Origin of the sequence: Pseudactinotalea sp. Z1739 (assembly GCF_049725055.1) — a bacterium.
Lineage (GTDB): Bacteria > Actinomycetota > Actinomycetes > Actinomycetales > Beutenbergiaceae > CALKWS01.
The window spans coordinates 30,658-50,183 of the sequence record NZ_JBMPQA010000016.1; the positions used below are offsets into that span (position 1 = coordinate 30,658).

The 19,526-nt window shown below is 70.1% G+C and carries 15 protein-coding genes; 1 reads left to right on the plus strand and 14 read right to left on the minus strand.

The window, feature by feature from the left end:
• Positions 1–8 precede the first annotated feature (8 nt).
• The 12 genes from ACO0LV_RS17105 to ACO0LV_RS17160 form a co-directional block, all read right to left on the minus strand.
• Positions 9–1,481: a glutamate synthase subunit beta gene (locus ACO0LV_RS17105; protein ID WP_424789133.1), complete on the minus strand. Its 1,473-nt coding sequence runs from the start codon at positions 1,479–1,481 to the stop codon at positions 9–11.
• Positions 1,474–6,057 (minus strand): glutamate synthase large subunit, encoded by a 4,584-nt coding sequence (gltB, locus tag ACO0LV_RS17110; RefSeq protein WP_424789134.1) that lies wholly within the window; start codon positions 6,055–6,057, stop codon positions 1,474–1,476. The genes ACO0LV_RS17105 and gltB overlap by 8 nt, the downstream gene beginning before the upstream one ends.
• A 121-nt stretch (positions 6,058–6,178) precedes the next feature.
• Positions 6,179–7,261 (minus strand): prolipoprotein diacylglyceryl transferase, encoded by a 1,083-nt coding sequence (lgt, locus tag ACO0LV_RS17115; RefSeq protein ID WP_424789135.1) that lies wholly within the window; start codon positions 7,259–7,261, stop codon positions 6,179–6,181.
• Positions 7,261–8,088 (minus strand): tryptophan synthase subunit alpha, encoded by an 828-nt coding sequence (gene trpA / locus ACO0LV_RS17120; RefSeq protein ID WP_424789136.1) that lies wholly within the window; start codon positions 8,086–8,088, stop codon positions 7,261–7,263. The genes lgt and trpA overlap by 1 nt, the downstream gene beginning before the upstream one ends.
• Positions 8,085–9,335: a tryptophan synthase subunit beta gene (trpB, locus tag ACO0LV_RS17125; RefSeq protein ID WP_424789137.1), complete on the minus strand. Its 1,251-nt coding sequence runs from the start codon at positions 9,333–9,335 to the stop codon at positions 8,085–8,087. The genes trpA and trpB overlap by 4 nt, the downstream gene beginning before the upstream one ends.
• Positions 9,332–10,147 (minus strand): indole-3-glycerol phosphate synthase TrpC, encoded by an 816-nt coding sequence (trpC, locus tag ACO0LV_RS17130; protein WP_424789138.1) that lies wholly within the window; start codon positions 10,145–10,147, stop codon positions 9,332–9,334. Before trpC ends, trpB begins: the two co-directional genes overlap by 4 nt.
• A gap of 99 nt (positions 10,148–10,246) precedes the next feature.
• Positions 10,247–10,702 (minus strand): HGxxPAAW family protein, encoded by a 456-nt coding sequence (locus ACO0LV_RS17135; protein WP_424789139.1) that lies wholly within the window; start codon positions 10,700–10,702, stop codon positions 10,247–10,249.
• A gap of 36 nt (positions 10,703–10,738) precedes the next feature.
• Positions 10,739–11,428, minus strand: coding sequence for a Trp biosynthesis-associated membrane protein (locus tag ACO0LV_RS17140; protein WP_424789140.1), 690 nt, complete (start codon positions 11,426–11,428; stop codon positions 10,739–10,741).
• On the minus strand, positions 11,425–13,011 hold the full coding sequence (locus ACO0LV_RS17145) for an anthranilate synthase component I (RefSeq protein ID WP_424789141.1): 1,587 nt from the start codon (positions 13,009–13,011) through the stop codon (positions 11,425–11,427). Before ACO0LV_RS17145 ends, ACO0LV_RS17140 begins: the two co-directional genes overlap by 4 nt.
• On the minus strand, positions 13,008–13,376 hold the full coding sequence (gene hisI / locus ACO0LV_RS17150; protein ID WP_424789142.1) for a phosphoribosyl-AMP cyclohydrolase: 369 nt from the start codon (positions 13,374–13,376) through the stop codon (positions 13,008–13,010). Before hisI ends, ACO0LV_RS17145 begins: the two co-directional genes overlap by 4 nt.
• Positions 13,377–13,419: 43 nt before the next feature.
• Positions 13,420–15,213: an ABC transporter ATP-binding protein gene (locus ACO0LV_RS17155; protein WP_424789143.1), complete on the minus strand. Its 1,794-nt coding sequence runs from the start codon at positions 15,211–15,213 to the stop codon at positions 13,420–13,422.
• A 2-nt stretch (positions 15,214–15,215) separates the two neighbouring features.
• Positions 15,216–17,063 carry an ABC transporter ATP-binding protein gene (locus tag ACO0LV_RS17160; protein ID WP_424789144.1) on the minus strand — a complete coding sequence of 616 codons (1,848 nt, stop codon included), beginning with the start codon at positions 17,061–17,063 and terminating at the stop codon, positions 15,216–15,218.
• A gap of 75 nt (positions 17,064–17,138) precedes the next feature.
• Here ACO0LV_RS17160 and ACO0LV_RS17165 point away from each other — a divergent pair, with 75 nt between their 5' ends.
• Positions 17,139–17,786: a TIGR03085 family metal-binding protein gene (locus tag ACO0LV_RS17165; protein WP_424789145.1), complete on the plus strand. Its 648-nt coding sequence runs from the start codon at positions 17,139–17,141 to the stop codon at positions 17,784–17,786.
• Positions 17,787–17,800: 14 nt separating this feature from the next.
• Here ACO0LV_RS17165 and hisF read toward each other — a convergent pair whose 3' ends face one another.
• Together hisF and ACO0LV_RS17175 are read right to left on the minus strand one after the other, a co-directional pair.
• On the minus strand, positions 17,801–18,574 hold the full coding sequence (gene hisF / locus ACO0LV_RS17170; RefSeq protein WP_424789146.1) for an imidazole glycerol phosphate synthase subunit HisF: 774 nt from the start codon (positions 18,572–18,574) through the stop codon (positions 17,801–17,803).
• Positions 18,571–19,500: an FKBP-type peptidyl-prolyl cis-trans isomerase gene (locus tag ACO0LV_RS17175; RefSeq protein WP_424789147.1), complete on the minus strand. Its 930-nt coding sequence runs from the start codon at positions 19,498–19,500 to the stop codon at positions 18,571–18,573. The genes hisF and ACO0LV_RS17175 overlap by 4 nt, the downstream gene beginning before the upstream one ends.
• Between the last annotated feature and the right edge of the window lie 26 nt (positions 19,501–19,526).

Here is a 19,526-nt window from a genome sequence, read left to right on the forward strand (position 1 = left end):
CGGGCCGCTCACCCGACTTTCATCGCTACCGTGCCGGCCGCGATCGGGGCGGGAAGTTCGGTGTGCCCACGCAGGTAGGAGTCCACCGACGCCGCCGCCGACCTGCCCTCCGCGATCGCCCACACGATCAGGGACTGCCCGCGGCCACAGTCGCCCGCCACGTAGACGCCGGGCACGCTGGTGCCGAAGTCCTCACCGCGGACGATCCGGCCCCGCTCATCGACCTCCACCCCGAGTTCGCTCAGCAAGCCGTCGGCGGGCACACCGGTGAAGCCCATCGCCAGCAGGACCAGTTGTGCCGGGATCTCCCGCTCGGTCCCCTCGATCGGCTCCAGGCGTCCGGAACTCAGGTCCACCTCCACCACCCGCAACGCCCGCACCCGGCCGTCGTCGTCGGCCAGGAACTCCGCGGTGGAAGTGGCGTAAACCCGTTCTCCACCCTCCTCGTGGGCGCTGGAGACGCGGTACAGCATCGGGTGGGTCGGCCAGGGCTGGTTCTCCGGACGTTCGACCGGTGGCTGGGGCATGATCTCCAGTTGCAGCACCGAGCGCGCTCCCTGACGATGCGCGGTACCCACGCAGTCGGCGCCGGTGTCACCGCCGCCGATCACCACCACATCGGCGTCGGTCGCCAGGATCTGATCGGGGACGTCCTCACCCACAGCGGCCCGGTTGGCCTGGGGCAGGAACTCCATCGCCTGATGGATCCCGGCCACGTCGCGCCCGGGTACGGGAAGGTCGCGGGCCAACTCGGTGCCCATGGCCAGCACGACCGCGTCATACCGCTCACGCAGGTCGGCGCCGCTGAGGTGGCCCGGACCGCCGATGTCCACCCGGGGACGGAACCGGGTTCCCTCGGCCTCCATCTGCGCCAGCCTGGCATCCAGGTGACGCTTCTCCATCTTGAACTCCGGGATCCCGTAGCGCAGCAGCCCGCCGACCCGGTCCGACCGTTCGAAGACCGCCACGGTGTGCCCGGCCCGGGTCAGCTGCTGGGCGGCGGCGAGCCCGGCAGGGCCGGAGCCGATCACCGCCACGGTGGAGCCGGTGAGTCGGTCCGGGATCTGCGGGGTGACCAGGCCCTTGTCGAAGGCGACGTCGATGATGGTCTGCTCGATGTTCTTGATCGTCACCGGCGGCTGGTTGATCCCGAGCACGCAACTGGTCTCACAGGGCGCGGGGCACAGTCTCCCGGTGAAGTCGGGGAAGTTGTTCGTGGCGTGCAGCCGCTCGATCGCCTCGTCCCACCGGCCGGTGCGGGCCAGGTCGTTCCACTCCGGGATCAGGTTGCCCAGCGGGCAGCCGTTGTGACAGAAGGGGATGCCGCAATCCATGCAGCGGCTCGCCTGCCGGGTGAGCATCGCCGAGTCCTCCGCGCGACGCTCTTGCACCTCCTTCCAGTCCCGGATCCGCACCGGTACCGGTCGGCTGGCGGGCAGTTCGCGTTCGCGCACCCGCAGGAAGCCTCGGGGATCAGCCATGGGTCGCCTCCAGCACTCGATTCCAGACATCGGGTTCACTCAGGTCCGCGCCGGCGGCCTCGACCTCGGCGAGCACGTCGGTGACGCGGGTGAAGGCCAGCGGCACCACCTTGGTGAAGCGACGGGCCAGGTCTTCGGGATCGGCCAGGAGGTGTTTGGCCACCGGGGAGTCGGTCTGCTCGGCGTACTCGGTGAGCAGCGCGGTCAGTTCCGCCACGTCCGCAGCGCTGACACCGGACAGGTTCAGGTCCCCCGACGCCAGGGCCTGGGCGTTGATCAGCTCCGCCTCGAGGTCCAGCACGTAAGCCGTCCCCCCGGACATGCCGGCGGCGAAGTTGCGCCCCGTTCCGCCCAGTACCACCACCGTGCCGCCGGTCATGTACTCACATCCGTGGTCACCGACGCCCTCGACCACGAGGGTGGCGCCGGAGTTGCGCACCCCGAACCGCTCCCCGGCGGTGCCGCGCAGGAACACCTGGCCGGAGGTGGCCCCGTAGGCGATCACGTTCCCGGCGATGACGTTCGCGGCGGCGTTGAAGGTGGCCTCGGCCGGTGGCCGTACCACCACCCGTCCACCGGACAGGCCCTTGCCGACGTAGTCGTTGGCGTCCCCGAACAGGCGCAGGGTGATCCCCGGCGGCAGGAACGCTCCCAGGGACTGCCCGGCCGACCCGTACAGGGTGACGTCGATGGTGTCCCGGGGCAGACCATCGCTCCCGTAACGGCGGGTCACCTCGTGACCGAGCATGGTGCCCACGGTGCGGTTGATGTTGCGTACACCGACCTCGATCTGCACCGGTTCGCCCCGTTCCAGGGCGGCTTCGGCGCGGGCGATGAGGTCGACGTCCAGCGCCCGATCCAGCGCGTGGTCCTGGCTGATCCGTTGCCGTGGATGGGACCCCGGCGGCAGTGACGGCTTGGCCAGGATCGGGGTGAGGTCCAGCCCGGCGGCCTTCCAGTGGTCCACCGCGGCGGAGGTGTCGAGCAGATCGACCTCTCCGATCGCCTCATCCAGCGACCGCAACCCGAGTGAGGCCAGGATCTCCCGAACCTCCTGTGCCACGTATTCGAAGAAGGTGACCACGTCCTCAGGGCGACCGGTGAAGCGCGCGCGCAGGTCCGGGTTCTGGGTGGCCACCCCCACCGGGCAGGTGTCCTGGTGGCACACGCGCATCATCACGCAGCCCGAGACCACCAGCGGGGCGGTGGCGAACCCGTACTCCTCCGCGCCCAGCAGGGCCGCGATGACCACGTCCCGGCCCGTCTTGAGCTGGCCGTCGGTCTGGACCACGATCCGGTCCCGCAGGTTGTTCAGCACCAGGGTCTGCTGGGTCTGGGCCAGGCCGATCTCCCACGGCGCCCCGGCGTGCTTGAGCGAGGTCAGCGGGCTCGCACCGGTACCGCCGTCATGGCCGGAGATCAGCACCACGTCCGCGTGCGCCTTGGACACGCCGGCCGCAACCGTGCCCACGCCGATCTCGGAGACGAGCTTGACGTGCACCCGGGCCGCGGGGTTGGCGTTCTTGAGGTCATGGATGAGTTGGGCGATGTCCTCGATCGAATAGATGTCGTGGTGGGGTGGCGGTGAGATCAGCCCGACCCCGGGGGTGGCGTGCCGGGTCTTGGCCACCCAGGGGTAGACCTTCGCCCCGGGTAACTGCCCGCCCTCACCGGGTTTGGCGCCCTGGGCCATCTTGATCTGCAGGTCCTGGGCGTGCACCAGGTACTCCGAGGTCACCCCGAACCGCCCGGAGGCGATCTGCTTGATCGCGGAGCGTCGTCGTGGGTCGAGGAGTCGCTCGGTGTCCTCCCCGCCCTCTCCGGTGTTGGACTTGGCTCCGAGCCGGTTCATCGCGATCGCCAGCGTCTCGTGGGCCTCGGCGGAGATGGACCCGTAGGACATCGCCCCGGTGGAGAACCGTTTCACGATCTCGCTGACCGGTTCGACCTCGTCGATCCCGATCGGCGCGCGCCCGGAGTCGGCGAAGGTGAACAGCCCTCGCAGCGTCATCAACCTGCCGGCCTGGGAGTCCACCCGGCGCGTGTAGTCCTTGTACAACTCGTAGTTGCGGGTCCTGGTCGAGTGCTGCAGACGGAAGACCGTCTCGGGGTCGAACAGGTGGGGTTCGCCCTCGCGGCGCCACTGGTACTCCCCTCCGATCTGCAGCCGCCGGTGCGCCGGGGCGATACCGCTTCGGGGATAGGCGGTGGCATGCCGGGCCGCCACCTCGGCGGCCAGCACCTCCAGGCCCACCCCACCCAGGGGCGTCGAGGTCGCCGTGAAGTAGCGGTCGACGAGGTCCTGGGCCAGCCCGAGTGCCTGGAACACCTGGGCACCGCGGTAGGAGGCCATGGTGGAGATGCCCATCTTGCTCATCACCTTCAGGACTCCCTTGCCCAGTCCCTTGATGAGATTGTGCACGGCCTGCTCCGCGGAGATGTCGCTGAGCACACCGGAGTGGACCAGTTCCTCCACCGACTCCATCGCCAGATACGGGTTCACCGCGGCGGCGCCGTATCCGACCAACAGGGCCACATGGTGTACCTCGCGCACGTCACCGGCCTCGACCAGCAGGCTGATCCGGGTGCGGGTGTGCTTGCGCAGGGTGTGGTGGTGCACGGCCGCGCACAGCAGCAGGGACGGGATCGGAGCCAGGAGGGCGTCGGAGTCACGGTCGGAGAGCACCACGAAACTGCTGCCCTGCTCGATCGCGGCGTCGACTTCGGCGAAGATCTCCTCCAAGCGGGCCTGCAGCGCGCTCGCGCCGCCCTCCACCCGGTACAGCCCGGAGATCGTCACCGCGGCGAAGCCTCGCCCCGGGCCCGGGGTGCGGTGGATGTTCTTGATCTTGGCGAGTTGATCGTTGTCGATGACAGGGAAGGGGAGCACGAGTTTGCGGGCGTGCTCGGGGGTGGCCTCCAGCAGATTGGGCTCGGGACCGATGGCCCCGCCGACGGCGGTGACGAGTTCCTCGCGGATGGCGTCCAGCGGCGGGTTCGTCACCTGGGCGAAGAGCTGGGAGAAGTAGTCGAACAGCAGGCGGGGGCGCTCGGAGAGCACCGCGATCGGCGTATCGGTACCCATCGACCCCAGTGCCTCTGCACCGGTGGCCGCCAGCGGCCGCAACAGGATGCGCAGTTCCTCCTCCGTGTATCCGAAGGTTTGCTGCCGGCGCAGCACCGAGGACCGGGAGTGCGCCACGTGCTCGCGCTCGGGCAGGTCCTCCAGGTTGATCTGGTTCTCCGCCAGCCACGTCTGGTAGGGATGGGCCCGGGCCAGTTCGGACTTGATCTCCTCATCCTCGATCACCCGGCCGGCACCGGTGTCCACCAGGAACATCCGGCCCGGGGCGAGTCGTCCCTTGCGCACCACCTCGGCCGCGGGCAGGTCGAGCACGCCGGACTCGCTGGCCAGGACCACCAGTCCGTCGGCGGTGATCCAGTACCTGCCCGGGCGCAGCCCGTTGCGGTCCAGCACCGCGCCGATGTACCGCCCGTCGGTGAAGCACATCGCCGCAGGTCCGTCCCAGGGCTCCATGAGAGTGCCGTGATAGGCGTAGAACGCGCGTCGCTGCGCGTTCATCGAGGTGTGGTTCTCCCACGCCTCGGGAATCATCATCAGCACCGCGTGCGGAAGGGACCGACCCCCAAGGTGCAGCAGTTCCAGCACCTCATCGAAACTGGCCGAGTCGCTCTGCTCCTCACGGCACACCGGCATCAGCGGCGCCAGGTCACCGAGCGCAGGGGAGGCCAGGGTGCCCTCCCGGGCAGCCATCCAGTTCCTGTTCCCGCGCACGGTGTTGATCTCCCCGTTGTGTGCCACCGCACGGAACGGTTGCGCCAGTGGCCAGGAGGGGAAGGTGTTGGTGGAGAACCGGGAGTGCACCAGCGCGATCTCGGAAGCGAATCGCGGATCGGACAGGTCGGCGAAGAACGGCTCCAACTGGGTGGTGGTGACCATGCCCTTGTACACCAGCGTGCGGGATGACAGGGAGGCGAAGTACACCCCGGCCTCGTGCTCGGCTCGCTTGCGCAGCCGGTAGGCCCGCCGGTCCAGATCCAGACCGTGCAGGGCGCCGGCCGCATCGGCGACCACGAGATGGCGGAAGGTGGGCATGCACGCCCGGGCGGTGGGTCCGACCAGGCCGTCCTGCACCGGAACATCCCGCCAAGCGAGTACGTCCAGGCCCTCCTCGGCGGCGATCCGCTCCACCTGCTCCGCAGCACTGTCGGCGCCGGCTGCGTCCAGCGGCAGGAAGGCCAACCCGATGGCGTAGTACCCGGCGGCCGGAAGTTCCGCCTCGATCACCGCACGCACGAACGCGTCGGGGACCTGGGTCAGAATGCCCGCGCCGTCGCCGGAGTCCGCCTCGGCGCCGACCGCGCCCCGGTGGTCCAGGTTCGCCAGTGCGCGAAGTCCGGCGTCGACGATGTCGCGACCGGGCGTGCCCCGCAGCGTGGCCACGAACGCAACTCCACAGGCGTCACGTTCGGCGCCGGGATCGTACAGTCCGTGCGCCGGAGGGATGGCGCTGTACGTCGCGTAGGGTCCTGCGTGCTGCGGGCTACCGCTCATCCGATCATCCTTGCCGCCACCAGGTCAGATCATCTGGTGGACTTTACCGACGCTTGAAGGTTGGGCAAGATAAGCCCATAACGGATTTACAGTACCTATGCTGTCAAGCCGTGAAGGGTCACTAGGCCCTACCCACGTCCTCCGGATCGATCGTGGAGGCATCGGGGTCGATGTGCGCCCCCGTGCCCCGACCGGGGCTCGTCCCCGCCGCGGTGTCGTCGTCTGTCGACCCGCCGTCACCGGGTGCCTCGTCGCCGGGTGACGACTCGCCGTCACCGGGTGCCTCGTCGTGGTGAGCCGGCTTGCGGTCGCCGGATGCCTCGTCGTCGTGGCCCTCGCCCACCTCTTCGTCCGCGGGCTCGCGCCCCGGCAGCCACACACTCGTGTCCTGGTGGGAGCCCCGCCTGCGCAGTACCACGAACGCGATCAGCGCCGCCGCCGCCAGGCCGAGGGCAGCCCAGGCGTTCAGCCGGATACCGGCGAACTCCAGGGCCGGGTCCATCCGCAGCCCCTCGATCCAGAACCGCCCCGAGGCGTACATCAGCACATACAGGGCGAACACCTGGCCACCGCCGAGCCGCAGACGCCGGTCCAACAGCACCAGCAGCGCCGCCATGAACAGGTTCCAGATGAGTTCGTACAGGAACGTCGGGTGAACCAGCGTGCCCGCCTCGAGGCCGTGCGCGGCCAGGATGTGCCCGTCGATCTGCAGGCCCCACGGCAGATCGGTGGGACCACCGAAGAGCTCCTGGTTGAAGTAGTTGCCCAGCCGGCCCACCGCCTGGGCGACCAGCAGCGCCGGCGCGATGGCATCGGCCATCGGGGCCAGGCGCAGGCCCTTGCGACGCAGTACCAGCCAGCCGGCCAGGGTGCCCAGGGCGATGGCACCGATGATCGCCAGACCCCCGCGCCAGATGTACAGCGCCTCCAGCGGGTCCGCACCGGGCCCGAAGTAGGAGGGGTAATGGGTGAGCACGTGGTAGATCCGGGCACCGATGATGCCCGCCGGGACGGCGACGATCAGCATGTCCGCGAACGCCCCGTCCGGGCCGCCCCTGGCCCGGTATCGCCGGATGGTGATGATGCTCGCGAGCAGGATCCCGGTCAAGATCGCCAGCGCGTAGGCGCGCAACGGCAACGGCCCGAGGTACCAGACCCCCTGAGCGGGACTCGGGATACCCGCGGTGGCGAGCAACTGGCCCATCAGTGCTCCCGACTCACGGTCGACCGGTCAGCCGCGCGCACGCCCTCGGCTAGCTCAGCGGTCAGCGCACTCAGGTCAGCAAGACCCGCGTCCCGGTCACCATCGGTGCGGACCAGGGTGCGGACCAGTGCCGAACCCACGATCACCCCGTCGGCGTAGGCCGCCACCTGGGCTGCCTGCACGCCGTTGGAGACCCCAAGGCCCACACACACCCGACTCGCACCGGCGGCGCGGGTCGCCGCGACGAGATCCGCCGCGCGCGCCCCGACTTCGGCCCGGGCGCCCGTCACCCCCATGGTGGAGGCGGCGTAGACGAAGCCGCGGCACGCCGCCGCCGTCATCGCCAGACGCTCGGTGGTGGAACTGGGCGCCACCAGGAACACCCGGTCCAGGTCATGCTCCTGCGCCGCACTGATCCACTCCTGGGCCTCATCGGGAATGAGATCCGGGGTGATCAGGCCCGCTCCCCCGGCGGCCGCAAGGTCCCGCGCGAACTCGCGCAGCCCGTACCGCAGCACCGGGTTGTAGTACGTCATCACCAGCGTGGGGGCGCCGGTGGCGGCGACCTCGCGGACGGCGTGCAGGACGTCGGTGGTGCGGGTGCCGGAGTCCAGGGCCGCTTGCACGGTCTGCTGGATGACCGGCCCGTCCATGCCCGGATCGGAGTAGGGCAGTCCGAGTTCGATGATGTCCGCCCCGGCCGCCACCGCGGCCTTGGCCGCGGCGATCGAACCCTCCAGGTCCGGGTAGCCCACCGGCAGATAGACCATCAGTGCGGCCCGGCCCTCGGCCCGGGCGGCATCGAGTACAGCAGCGGTGGCGCTCATTCGGCGTCCGGCTCCTCATCGATCAGGCCGAACCAGTCGGCCGCGGTGGCCACATCCTTGTCACCACGCCCGGACAGGCTCACCAGCAGGGTGGCCTCGGAGCCGTCGCCGGCCTCCTCGGCCAGTTCAGGGCCCAGTTGCAACGCCCCGGCCAACGCGTGGGCGCTCTCGATCGCCGGGATGATGCCTTCGGTGCGGCACAACAGCGCGAAGGCGTCCATGGCCTCGGTGTCACTGATGGGGCGGTACTGCGCACGCCCGATATCGGCCAGCCAGGAATGTTCCGGGCCAACCCCCGGGTAGTCCAACCCGGCCGAGATCGAATGCGAGGGCAGGGTCTGACCGTCGGCGTCCTGCAGCAGATAGGAGTGTGCGCCATGGAAGACGCCCGGTGAGCCCTTGGTAATGGTGGCAGCGTGCCGGTCGGTGTCCACCCCGTCACCGGCCGCCTCGCAACCGATCAGGCGAACCTGAGCATCATCGAGGAAGGCGTGGAAGATGCCCATCGCATTCGATCCGCCACCTACGCAGGCCACGACCGCATCGGGGAGTATCCCGTAGCGCTCCAGCACCTGGGCCCGGGCCTCGGTGCCGATGATCTTCTGCAGGTCCCGCACCATGGTGGGGAACGGGTGCGGGCCCGCCACCGTTCCGAAGACGTAGTTGGTGGTCTCGACGTTGGTGACCCAGTCCCGGAAAGCCTCATTGATCGCGTCCTTCAGGGTGCGGGTGCCGGTGCGCACCGGCACGACCTCCGCTCCGAGCAGGCGCATCCGGGCCACGTTCAACGCCTGGCGCCGGGTGTCCTCCTCGCCCATGTAGATCGTGCACTCCAGGCCGAACAGGGCAGCCGCCGTGGCCGTGGCCACACCGTGCTGCCCGGCGCCCGTCTCGGCGATGATGCGCTTCTTGCCGACCATCTCGGTGAGCAGGGCCTGGCCGAGCACGTTGTTGATCTTGTGGGAGCCGGTGTGGTTCAGGTCCTCACGCTTCAGCAGCACCCGGACTCCACCGGCATGCTCGGCGAACCGGGGCACCTCGGTGATCGGGCTCGGCCGGCCGGTGTAGTCGGCGTGCAGGGCGTTCAACCGGGCGGCGAAGTCCGGCTCCGTTCTGGCCTTCTCCCAGGCCGCGGAAAGGTCGTCCAGCGCGGCGATGAGAGCCTCGGCCACGAACCGGCCGCCGAAGTCACCGAAGTAGGGGCCCACGGCCAGGCGCAATTGCTCGGCGCGATCCCGCAGGGTCATCGGGACCGGACCGCACGCAGGGCCGGGTGCGAACCGGCGGCCACCATGTCCGCCACCGCCGCCCGGGCATCTTCTCCGGTCACCAGCGCCTCCCCGACCAGCACCGCGTCGGCACCGGCGCGGGCGTACTCGAACACGTCGTGCGGCCCTCGCACACCCGAAGCCGCGACCTTGACGATGCCGGAGGGCACCAGGGGGGCGAGTTCGTTGAACCTGTTCCGGTCCACCTCCAGGGTGTGCAGGTTCCGGGCGTTGATGCCCAGCACCGCGGCCCCGGCGTCCACGGCGCGGTCCACCTCCTCGGCGGTGTGCGCCTCGACCAACGCGGTCATTCCCAGCGAGTGGATCCGCTCGGTCAGGGCCGTGAGCACGTTCTGCTCCAGTGCCGCCACGATCAGCAGCACCACGTCGGCACCGTGGGCCCGTGCCTCCCACACCTGGTAGGGCGTGACGATGAAGTCCTTGCGCAGAACCGGTACGTCCACCACGGCCCGTACTGCGGACAGGTCGTCCAGGGAGCCACCGAACCGGCGGGACTCGGTGAGCACGCTGATCACGCATGCTCCCCCGGCCTCGTACTCAGCGGCCAGTCTAGCCGGATCGTCGATCGGCGCCAGGGAGCCCTTGGACGGGCTGGACCGCTTGACCTCGGCGATCACCGTGACGGCATCGGTCTTGGCGATGACCTCGCGGGCCTGCATGGCCGAGGGGCGCGCGTACGCGCGCTGCTTGAGCTCATCGAGGCTCACGTCGGCCTCGCGTGCGGCGAGATCCTCACGGACCCCTGCCACGATCTCCTCCAGAACAGTCACGCTGCACTCTCCTCCCGGTCCCATCGTAGGGGCCCGAGGTCGTGTGGATGACCGTGGGCCCGACCCGACGCCTCCGGATGGGATCGCGTGAGCGTCGGACTACCTGTCGGCGTCCTGCGCCTTGGCCTCCCGGTTCTCACCCCCGTCGCCCTCGGCGGACTGGACCTGGGCGGCCGGGGACTTCCCGTCGTGAGCCTCCGGTGCCTCGGGAGGGGCGCCCTGCAGGTCGGACTTGCGCGATTCGGCGGCGATCGGACCGGGGCTGCGGAGGTGCGCCAACTCGTCATCGGGGTCCGGCCTCGCGGGCTGGCTCGGTTGACCCATCCCCAGTCCGCGCAGCACCAGTGAGATCACCGCACCGACCACCAGCACGATCACGCCGGCCAGGATCACCGGGGTGGACGGCAGGATGATCCCGATCGCCACGATCACCGCACCCACGGCCGACACACCCATCAACGCCCAAGCAGCCGGTGTCCCACCGTGGTTGGCGTGCGGGGCGTGCGACGGCGGTTCGGACGGTGGCAACGGCGGGTACTGGGACGAGTTCGACATGGGTGCAGATCCTCCTGGAATGTGGCTGGACACAGCCTATCGCTCCCGACCGGAGGCATCGCCCCCAGCGCCCCGCTCGCCGGGCTCGTCGTGCCCGCTATGCCCGCTATGCCCGCTATGCGCATCGTCGTCGGTCGCGCTGGGATCCAGGCCACTACTGAGCGCATCCCAGTCCGCCCGGGAAGTGGTCTGTCCGGTCGCAGCACCGCTTGCGCGCGTCCCGGCCGGCCCAGCACCCTCGGGACGCACCACAGCGCGTTCATACCTGGCCGCCGCCGGCGCCCAGGTACCGGCCCGGAACGGCAACACCAGGGCCACCAGGACGGTCGATGCCAGCAGCACCACCACCACCCAGGGCCACACGGTCAGTTCGGCCGCGCCCGTGATCTCCCGGACTCCGCCGACCTCCCCGGCCGCCGAGCGCGCCGCCGGGTCCGGGTCGGCGATCAGCACAATCCCGGCGATCAGGGCCACCACTGCCGCCAGGGCCGCCGCTGCCGGTGCGAGGATCCGCACCACCGGGCCGGACAGACCCACGGCCAGTCCCGCGACCACCACGACCAGGGCCGCACTGGGCACCACCGGCGCCGCTCCGGCACCGGAGACCCGCACCGGCTGGGGGCCCAGCGTCGTCACCGCCTCGGCACCGACCCAGGTGAGCAGGCTCAGGCCGAACGCGCCGGCGCCCAACAGCACCAGCACCAGCACCATCCGGCCGCGGCTCATTCCCTCGCCCCGGCCACCACGGTGCGCACCCCCGCGGCCCGCTGCACCGCCCGGACAGCCGCCGCCGCTTTGTTCCGGGACTCGACGTACTCGCTCTCGGGGTCGGAGTCGGCCACGATCCCACCGCCGGCCTGCACGGTGGCCCGCCCGTTCTTGATCACGGCGGTGCGGATCGCGATCGCCATGTCCATGTCCCCGGCGAAGTCGAAATAGCCCACCGCACCCCCGTAGATCCCGCGGCGCGCCGGCTCGAGCTCGTCGATGAGCGCGATCGCCCGCGCCTTCGGCGCGCCGGAAAGGGTCCCCGCCGGGAAGGTGGCCGTGAAGGCCTCCAGCGCCGTGGCGTCGGGCCGCAGATGCCCGGTGACGGTGGAGGCCATGTGCATGATGTGGCTGTAACGCAGCACCTGCATCAGTTCCACCACGGTGACCGTGCCGGGTTGGCACACCCGGCCCAGGTCGTTGCGGGCCAGGTCCACCAGCATGATGTGCTCGGACCGTTCCTTGGGGTCGGCGAGCAGTTCCTCGGCCAGTTCCTTGTCTTGCGCCGGGGTGGCTCCCCTGGGCCTGGACCCCGCGATCGGGAACCCGGTCACCTCGCGGCCCTCGACCTTCACCAGCGTCTCCGGGGAGGAGCCCACCACATAGAAGTCCTCACCTTCGGTGTCGGCCAGGTGCAGGTAGTACATGTACGGGCTGGGGTTGATGGTGCGCAGCACCCGGTAGACGTCCAGCGGGTCGGCGGGGCTGTCCAGGTCGAGTCGCTGGGACAACACCACCTGGAAGACCTCCCCGTCCACGATCGCCTGCTTGGCGGTGCGCACCCCGGAGAGGAAGTCCTCCTTGGGGGTGCGGAACCGGAGGTCGGGCTCGACGGCGGCGTCACCGGTGACCAGTGGCTGGGCGGGCGCGGGCGCGACCATGGCCTCCTGCATGGCGTCCAGGCGAGCCACGGCGTCGTCGTAGGCCTCCTCGACGCGGGCGTCGGTGTCATCGAAGTTGATCGCGTTGGCGATCAACCACACCGACCCCCCGGCGTGGTCGACGGCGGCGAGGTCGCTGACCAGGCCCAGGCACACCTCCGGTACGTCGAGCTCGTCCGGGGCGTGCCCGGGCAATGAGGGCTCCCATTGATGGATCACGTCCCAGCCCATCGAGCCGACGAGGCCGCCGGTCAGCGGCGGCAGGCCCTCGATGGCGGGCGTGTGCAGTTTCTCCAGCGCCTCACGCAGCACCTCGAGCACCGGACCGGTGGTGGGGATGCCGGCCGGGACGTCACCGCGCCAACGGGCCCGGCCCTGGTGGCACGTCAGTACCGCCCGGGCCCGGACGCCCACGAAGGACCAGCGCGACCAGACCCCGTCGGCACCGGCCGACTCCAGGATGAACGTGCCCTCCCGTCCCGCGCTGAGCCGGCGGTACAGGCCCACCGGGGTCACGTCGTCGGCCAGCAGCCTGCGAACCACCGGGATCACCCTTCGGTGGTCGGCAGCCATCGTCAGGAAGTCCTCCCGGGTCGGCCAGGTGTGGCCCCAGGGCAGGTCGGTGGGCGAATTGGGTGTGCCCGGGGCGGGCGCGTTCATGCCCGCACCGCCGAGAGTGCACCGCCGGCGTCGAAGCAGCTGTGGGTACCGGTGTGACAGGCCGGGCCGTGCTGGCGTACCTGCACCAGCAGCGCGTCGCCGTCACAGTCCAGTTCCACCCCGCGCACTTCCTGGACATTGCCCGAGGTGTCACCCTTGCGCCAGTACTCACCGCGGGAGCGGGACCAGAACGTCACCCGCCCGGAGGTGAGGGTGCGATGCAGGGCCTCATCGTCCATCCAGCCGACCATCAGCACCCGTGCGGTGCTCTCCTCCTGGATGACGGCGGCCACCAGGCCCTGGTCGTCTCGTTTCAATCGCGCGGCGACCTCGGGCGCCAGCGTTGCGGGGGATTCTTCAGGCACGGTGTCATCCTCCCACGCCCGCGGCGGTCTTCCACGCCCGCGCTCAACTGCTCTGCACCACCCAGGAGGCGTACATGTCGGCGTACCGGCCGCCGGCCTGCACCAGTTCGTTGTGCGGCCCGAACTCCACGATCCGTCCGGCGTCGACCACCACCACCAGATCGGCTGCCTCGGCGGTGGACAGCCGGTGCGCGATGGCCACCGAGGTGCGTCCGGCGGTCAGGGAGGCCAGCGCCCGGCTGATCCGGGCCTCGGTGGCAGGGTCGACGGCGGAGGTCGCCTCATCCAGGATCAGCACGTCCGCATCGGCCAGGTAGGCGCGGGCGATCGCGACCAGCTGGCGCTCCCCGGCGGACAGGGACTCCCCCCGCTGGCCCACGTCGGTGTGCACCCCGTGCGGCAGGGTGGCCAGCCAGTCGTCCAGGCCCAGGTCCCTCATCGCGGCGGCGACCTGTTCGGCGCCGGCGCGGGTGCGTCCGTACGCGACGTTCTCGGCGATGGTGCCGTCGAAGAGGAACCCCTCCTGGGGCACGATCACCACCCGCTGGCGCAGATCGGCCAGCGCGATCCGGCGCAGGTCCACCCCGTCCAGGCTCACCGTGCCGGTGGCCGGATCCATGAACCTGGTGAGGAGTTTGGCCAGGGTGGTCTTGCCCGAACCGGTCTCCCCCACGATCGCCACCCGGGCCCCAGCCGGAATGTCCAAGTTGATGCCGGTCAGCACGGGGTCACCACCGGGATAGGCGAAACTCACGTCGGTGAAGTTCAGGGCCGCCGGGCCGCGCGGCCCGAGCGGAGCGGGTTCGGCAGGCTCATCGATATCCAGCGGGGTGTGCACGATCGCGATCACGCGCCGCCACCCGGCCACGGCGTTCTGTAGTTCGTTGAGCACCTCGGTGGCGCTCTGCACCGGGCCCACGAAGATCTGCACCAGGAACAGGAACGCGAGCAGGACACCGATGCTGATGCCCCCGTCCAGGCCCAGGTACACCCCGGCCACCACGACCCCGCCGAGCGCGACCGAGGACAGCAGCACCCCGGAGGAGAAGGCGATCGAGGCGTAGGTCTGGGCGCGCACCGCGGCGTCGCGGTGGCTGGTGATGGCCTGTTCGATCCGGCCCCTGGTCCGCTCGCCCGCCCCGTAGGCGCGGATGGTGGAGGCACCCACGACCGCCTCGGAGACCGCCGCCAGCATCGCACCGACGCGTACCCGGACCTCGCCGTAGGCCTTGGAGAGCGCCTTCTGCGCCCGGGGCGCCAACAGCATCATCGGCACGAACGCGGCCCAGACGAGCAGGGTGAGTTGCCAGGAGTAGACCAGCATCACCACGGTGGCCCCGAGGATCTGCAACGAGGACAGGATGAGCATCAACCCGCCCCACTGCACGAACAGGGAGATCGTGTCCACATCCGAGGTGACCCGGGAGACCAGCGACCCGCGGCGCTCGGTGTTCTGGGTCAGGGAGGACAGATCGTGGATGTGCCGGAAGGCGCGAACGCGTAGTTGGGCCAGGCCACCCTCGGCTGCGCGGAACAGCCGGTAGTTCACCCAGGAGGTGCACGCTCCGGTCAGCAGCAGTCCAACCGCGGCGATCGCGCACAGGCGCATCACCAGGCCCACGTCCACCCCGCCCGGGGCCAGGATGCCGGCATCGGTGGTGCGTTGCACCGCCAGCGGCACGATCAGGCGCCCTGCGGTGGCCACCAGGGCCAGGGCCAGGGTGAAACCGATTCCGACGCGCATGGCCGGGGAGAGTCGGATTCCTTCGGCGACGGTGCCGAAGACCCCGAGTTCGGAGGCTTCGGAGATGCGTGCGGAGGATCTCTGCTCGCTCATGGTCACTCCCCCTCCCCCTCTCGCTCCTGGCGTTGCACCTGGTAGGCGGTGACGATCTGGCGGTAGCCGGCGTCGCGGGTGAGCAGTTCGGCGTGGGTGCCCCGATCCACCACCTGTCCGCGCTCGAGGTGCAGCACGGAGTCGGCCATCGCGATGCTCGCGGTGCGGTAGGCCACCAGCACGACGCTGACACCGCCCACGCGCTCACCCAGGCCGCGCAGGATCTGCTGTTCCACCATGGGGTCCACCGCGGAGGTGGCATCGTCCATGATCAGCAGCCGGGGGCGGCGGATCAGGGCGCGGGCGATCGCGAGGCGCTGGCGCTGCCCCCCGGAGAGGCTGGAGCCGCGCTCCCCGATCACCGTGTCCAGGCCCTCGGGCAGGTCCTTGATGAACCCGTCGGCGCGTGCCACTTCCAGAGCGGACCACACGTGCTCGTCGGTCCATGCCGACGACTGTTCGAGGGTGACGTTGTTACGGACCGCGTCCTCGAACACGAAAGCCTGCTGGGACACCAGGGCCACCGCCCCGGTGCGATGGGCGGTGGACACCTCACGGGCGTCGAGACCGTCGTAGCGCACCACCCCGGAGGTGGGGTCGCTGAGCCGGGCGAGCAGGTCCACCAGCGTGGACTTGCCCGAACCCGTGGAACCGACCACCGCGAGGATCTGGCCGGGCTCGACGGTGAAGGAGACGTCCTTGAGCAGGTCCTGGGTGCCGGCCGAGCCGTCCGCGTCGCGGCGCGGCACCGTCAGGGTCACGCACTCGGCGGACAGGTGCATCCCACCACCGGCGGTGAGCACCCCGGTGCCCTCGCTCAGGTACCCGCGGGCGTCCACCACCCGGGAGATCCGGGCGTGCCCGACCAGGGACCGCGGCAGGTCGCCGAGCACGAACCCGATGGCCCGTACCGGGAAAGTCAGGATGGTCAGCAGGTACGCGGTGGTGACCACCCCGCCGGTGTTCATCAGGCCTGCCTCGATCCGGACCGCACCCACGGCCAGCACCCCCAGCGTGGCCAGGGCGGGCAGGTACTCGATCGCGGGATCGAACACCGAACGGATCCGACCGACGCGCACGTTCGCAGCCCGCAGGTCGTCTGCTGCCGCGGCGAACCGCTCCTCCTCCAGCGCCTCGGTGCCCAGCGCCTTGACGACGGCGGCGGCCTCGAAGCTCTCGTGCGCGGAGTCGGCGACCACCGCTCGCTGATGCTGCACCTCGGTAACGGCTGGGTTGACGAAGCGCCGGTAGACGGCGTTGAGCACCAGCACCATCGGGAGCACCGCCACCCCGATCAGCCCCGTGACCGGATCAGCGATCAGCATCGCGGCCGAGGCGATGGCGATCATCACCAGCACGCCCAGCGCGAACGGCAGGGCCTGGAACACCCCGCCGGCGGCCTCGGCGTCGGCGTTGGCGTTGGAGAGCAACTGTCCAGCCGGGTGCCGCCGGTGCCAACTCATCGGCAGGCGCAGATACTGCCGGGTGACCAGGCGGCGGTGACCGGCCTGCACATCCATGGTGCCCCGCCCGGCGAAGACGCGGCGGAGCGCCACACTCAGGGCGGTGACCAGGCCGATGCCGAGGAGCACCAGACCCGCGATCCAGATGCGGGCTGTCGGGACGGCGGACCCGGACAGTGCCGGTACCACCACGGAGTCGGTGATCTGACCAAGTGCCCATCCCGAGCCCACCAGTGCGGCCCCGTAGACGGCGCTGGCGGTGATAGCGACGGCGAACGTGCGCTTCTGCGACGCGATTCCCCGGCCGATCAGCAGCAGCGAGCGGCGCAGCGCGCCACCGGGAAGTGCGTACGCCCGAGAGGTTGCTGCCTCAGGCGGTCCTGCCATGACGGGGTCTGCTCCTCGATGGTGATGTGCGCACCATCGTCCCACACGCCCTCTACCGCCATGTACAACGACACTGTGACGTGGGTCCTGTTGTGCGATCGTGAGGGGATGGACTGGTATCGCTGGGAGCAGCGCGAGTTGGCGAACACACTGCGGGCGGTCGGCCCCGACGCCCCCACCCTGTGCGAGGGGTGGCGGAGCCGCCACCTGGCCGCGCACCTGTACCTGCGGTTGCACCGCCCGGGACAGTTCCTCGCCGGACTCCTGCCCGGACTGACCGATGCGGGCACCCGCACCATGGAGTTGGGTGAGGCCCATGCCGATCCGGAGGCTTACGAGGGATTGCTGGATCGGTTCCTGGCCGAGCCTGCCGCCTGGAACCCGATGGCACTGGCCGGGGATGCTATCCACCTGCTGGAGTACGTGGTGCATCACGAGGATGTCCGCCGCGCCGACGGGCCGGTTCAGCCGCGCAATCTGGCGCCGGAACAGTTGTCTACCCTATGGGTGCAGGTCCGCCGGGCAGGCAGGACCACCCAGGCCCGGGACCGCACCGGGATGGTGCTGGTGGTGCCCGGTGGACCCAGGGCGGTGGTGTGCCGCGCACGGCACAGCATCGCCGTCACCGGCGATCCGGTGGAACTCGCGCTGTACCTGACCGGCCGCACCGAGCACGCCGACGTCGACGTCGTCGCGGTCGCAGCGCAGCAGCCGACGCTGTGAGCAGTGATCTGCAGTCAGCGACGCACGGTGAACCCGGCCCCGGCCAAGGCCTCCTTGACCTGACCGATCGTGAGGCTGCCGTAGTGGAAGACGCTGGCCGCCAGGACCGCATCGACTCCGCAGTGGGCGACCGCAACGAAGTCCTCGACGCTGCCGGCGCCTCCGGAGGCGATCAGCGGGACGCTGACCCGCTCACGCACCGCCGTCGTCATCTCCAGGTCGAATCCGGTTGTGGTGCCGTCGGCGTCCATGGAGTTCAACAGGATCTCCCCCACCCCTGACTCGGCCGCCCGCACCGCCCAGGACACCGCGTCGATGCCGGTGCCGCGCCGCCCGCCATGAGTGGTGACCTCGAACCCAGATCCGGTCGTGGTCCCCTCGGGCGACCGACGGGCGTCCACGCTCAGCACCAGCACCTGGGACCCGAACCGCTGCGCGATCTCCTCGATCAACTCCGGACGCTGGATCGCGGCTGTGTTCACCCCGACCTTGTCCGCTCCAGCGCGCAGCAGCGCATCCACGTCGGCGACGGTGCGCACGCCACCGCCGACCGTCAACGGCACCGACACCTCCTCTGCGGTGGTGCTGACGACGTCCACGGTTGTGGCCCGGTCCTCGGTGGAGGCCGAGATGTCCAGGAACGTCAATTCGTCAGCCCCCTCGGCCACGTACCGCTTGGCGAGTTCGATGGGGTCGCCCGCATCGCGCAGATTGGCGAAGTTCACCCCCTTAACCACCCGTCCGCGGTCCACATCCAGGCACGGGATCACCCGTAGCGCCACGCTCATCCGGTGTCCTCCTCCTCGTTGCCGCCGTCCTCGCCGCCGTTCTCGCTGTCCTCGGCGTCCTCACCGTTCTCCTCCATCGCCGAGACCGCGAGCACATCGATGAGGAACACCAGCGCCTCGGTGCCGAACGCCAGTTCCGGGGGCGTTACCAGGATCAACCGGGATCCGACCTGCTCATCGACCAGCCCGTTCTGCCAGGCCGGAATCAGGCCGGTGAAGGGGATCGTGGTGGGCAGCATGCCCTCCCCCCAGAGGGTGTCGGTGATCTCGCCGGTGCTCCAGGAGTAGGTGGAGTAGCGCACCGTGACGGCCTGCCCGTCGCGGACCTGGGGGCCGTCACCACGCAGTACCGGAACCACCTGCAGGTCCGCCGGTGGGTCGGCATCAGGTACCTGCACCACGGGGATCCCGTCGTCGTCGGTACCGACCTGCGGGGTCTGGTCGTCGTTCTTGGGTGCCGGAACCGGTTCGCCCCAGGCGGTGGTGTGGCGGATGTCGTACACCAGCACGGTGGGGTTGGGCCGTTCCCGGGTACCCAGTTCCACCCGGAGCAACCGCGAACCCTCGGTGCGTCCGAGGAGTTCGGCATGCAACACCCCGGCGTCCTCACCGAGCACCATGATCTCCGGGGACTCCTGGTAGTTCTCCCTGATCGTCTCCCCGGTCACCGCGTCGATGGCGAGGTAGGACAGCATCACCGCGGCGGCATCGCGCAGTTCGGTTCCCTCGCCGGTGATGATCTCCTCGGTGTAGGGCGCCGAAATGCTCAATGGCGTCTCGAAGTCGACCCGGGGCATCATGCCGAACACCCCGGAAACCCAGACCTCGCCGTCGGACTCCGGATCCGGTTCCTGCCGGCATGCCACGGCCGCACCGAGCGTGGCCAGGCTCAGCGCACTCAGGACGGTTCGGCGGGATGGCAACACAGATCCAGAGTCTACGGCTCCCGAGC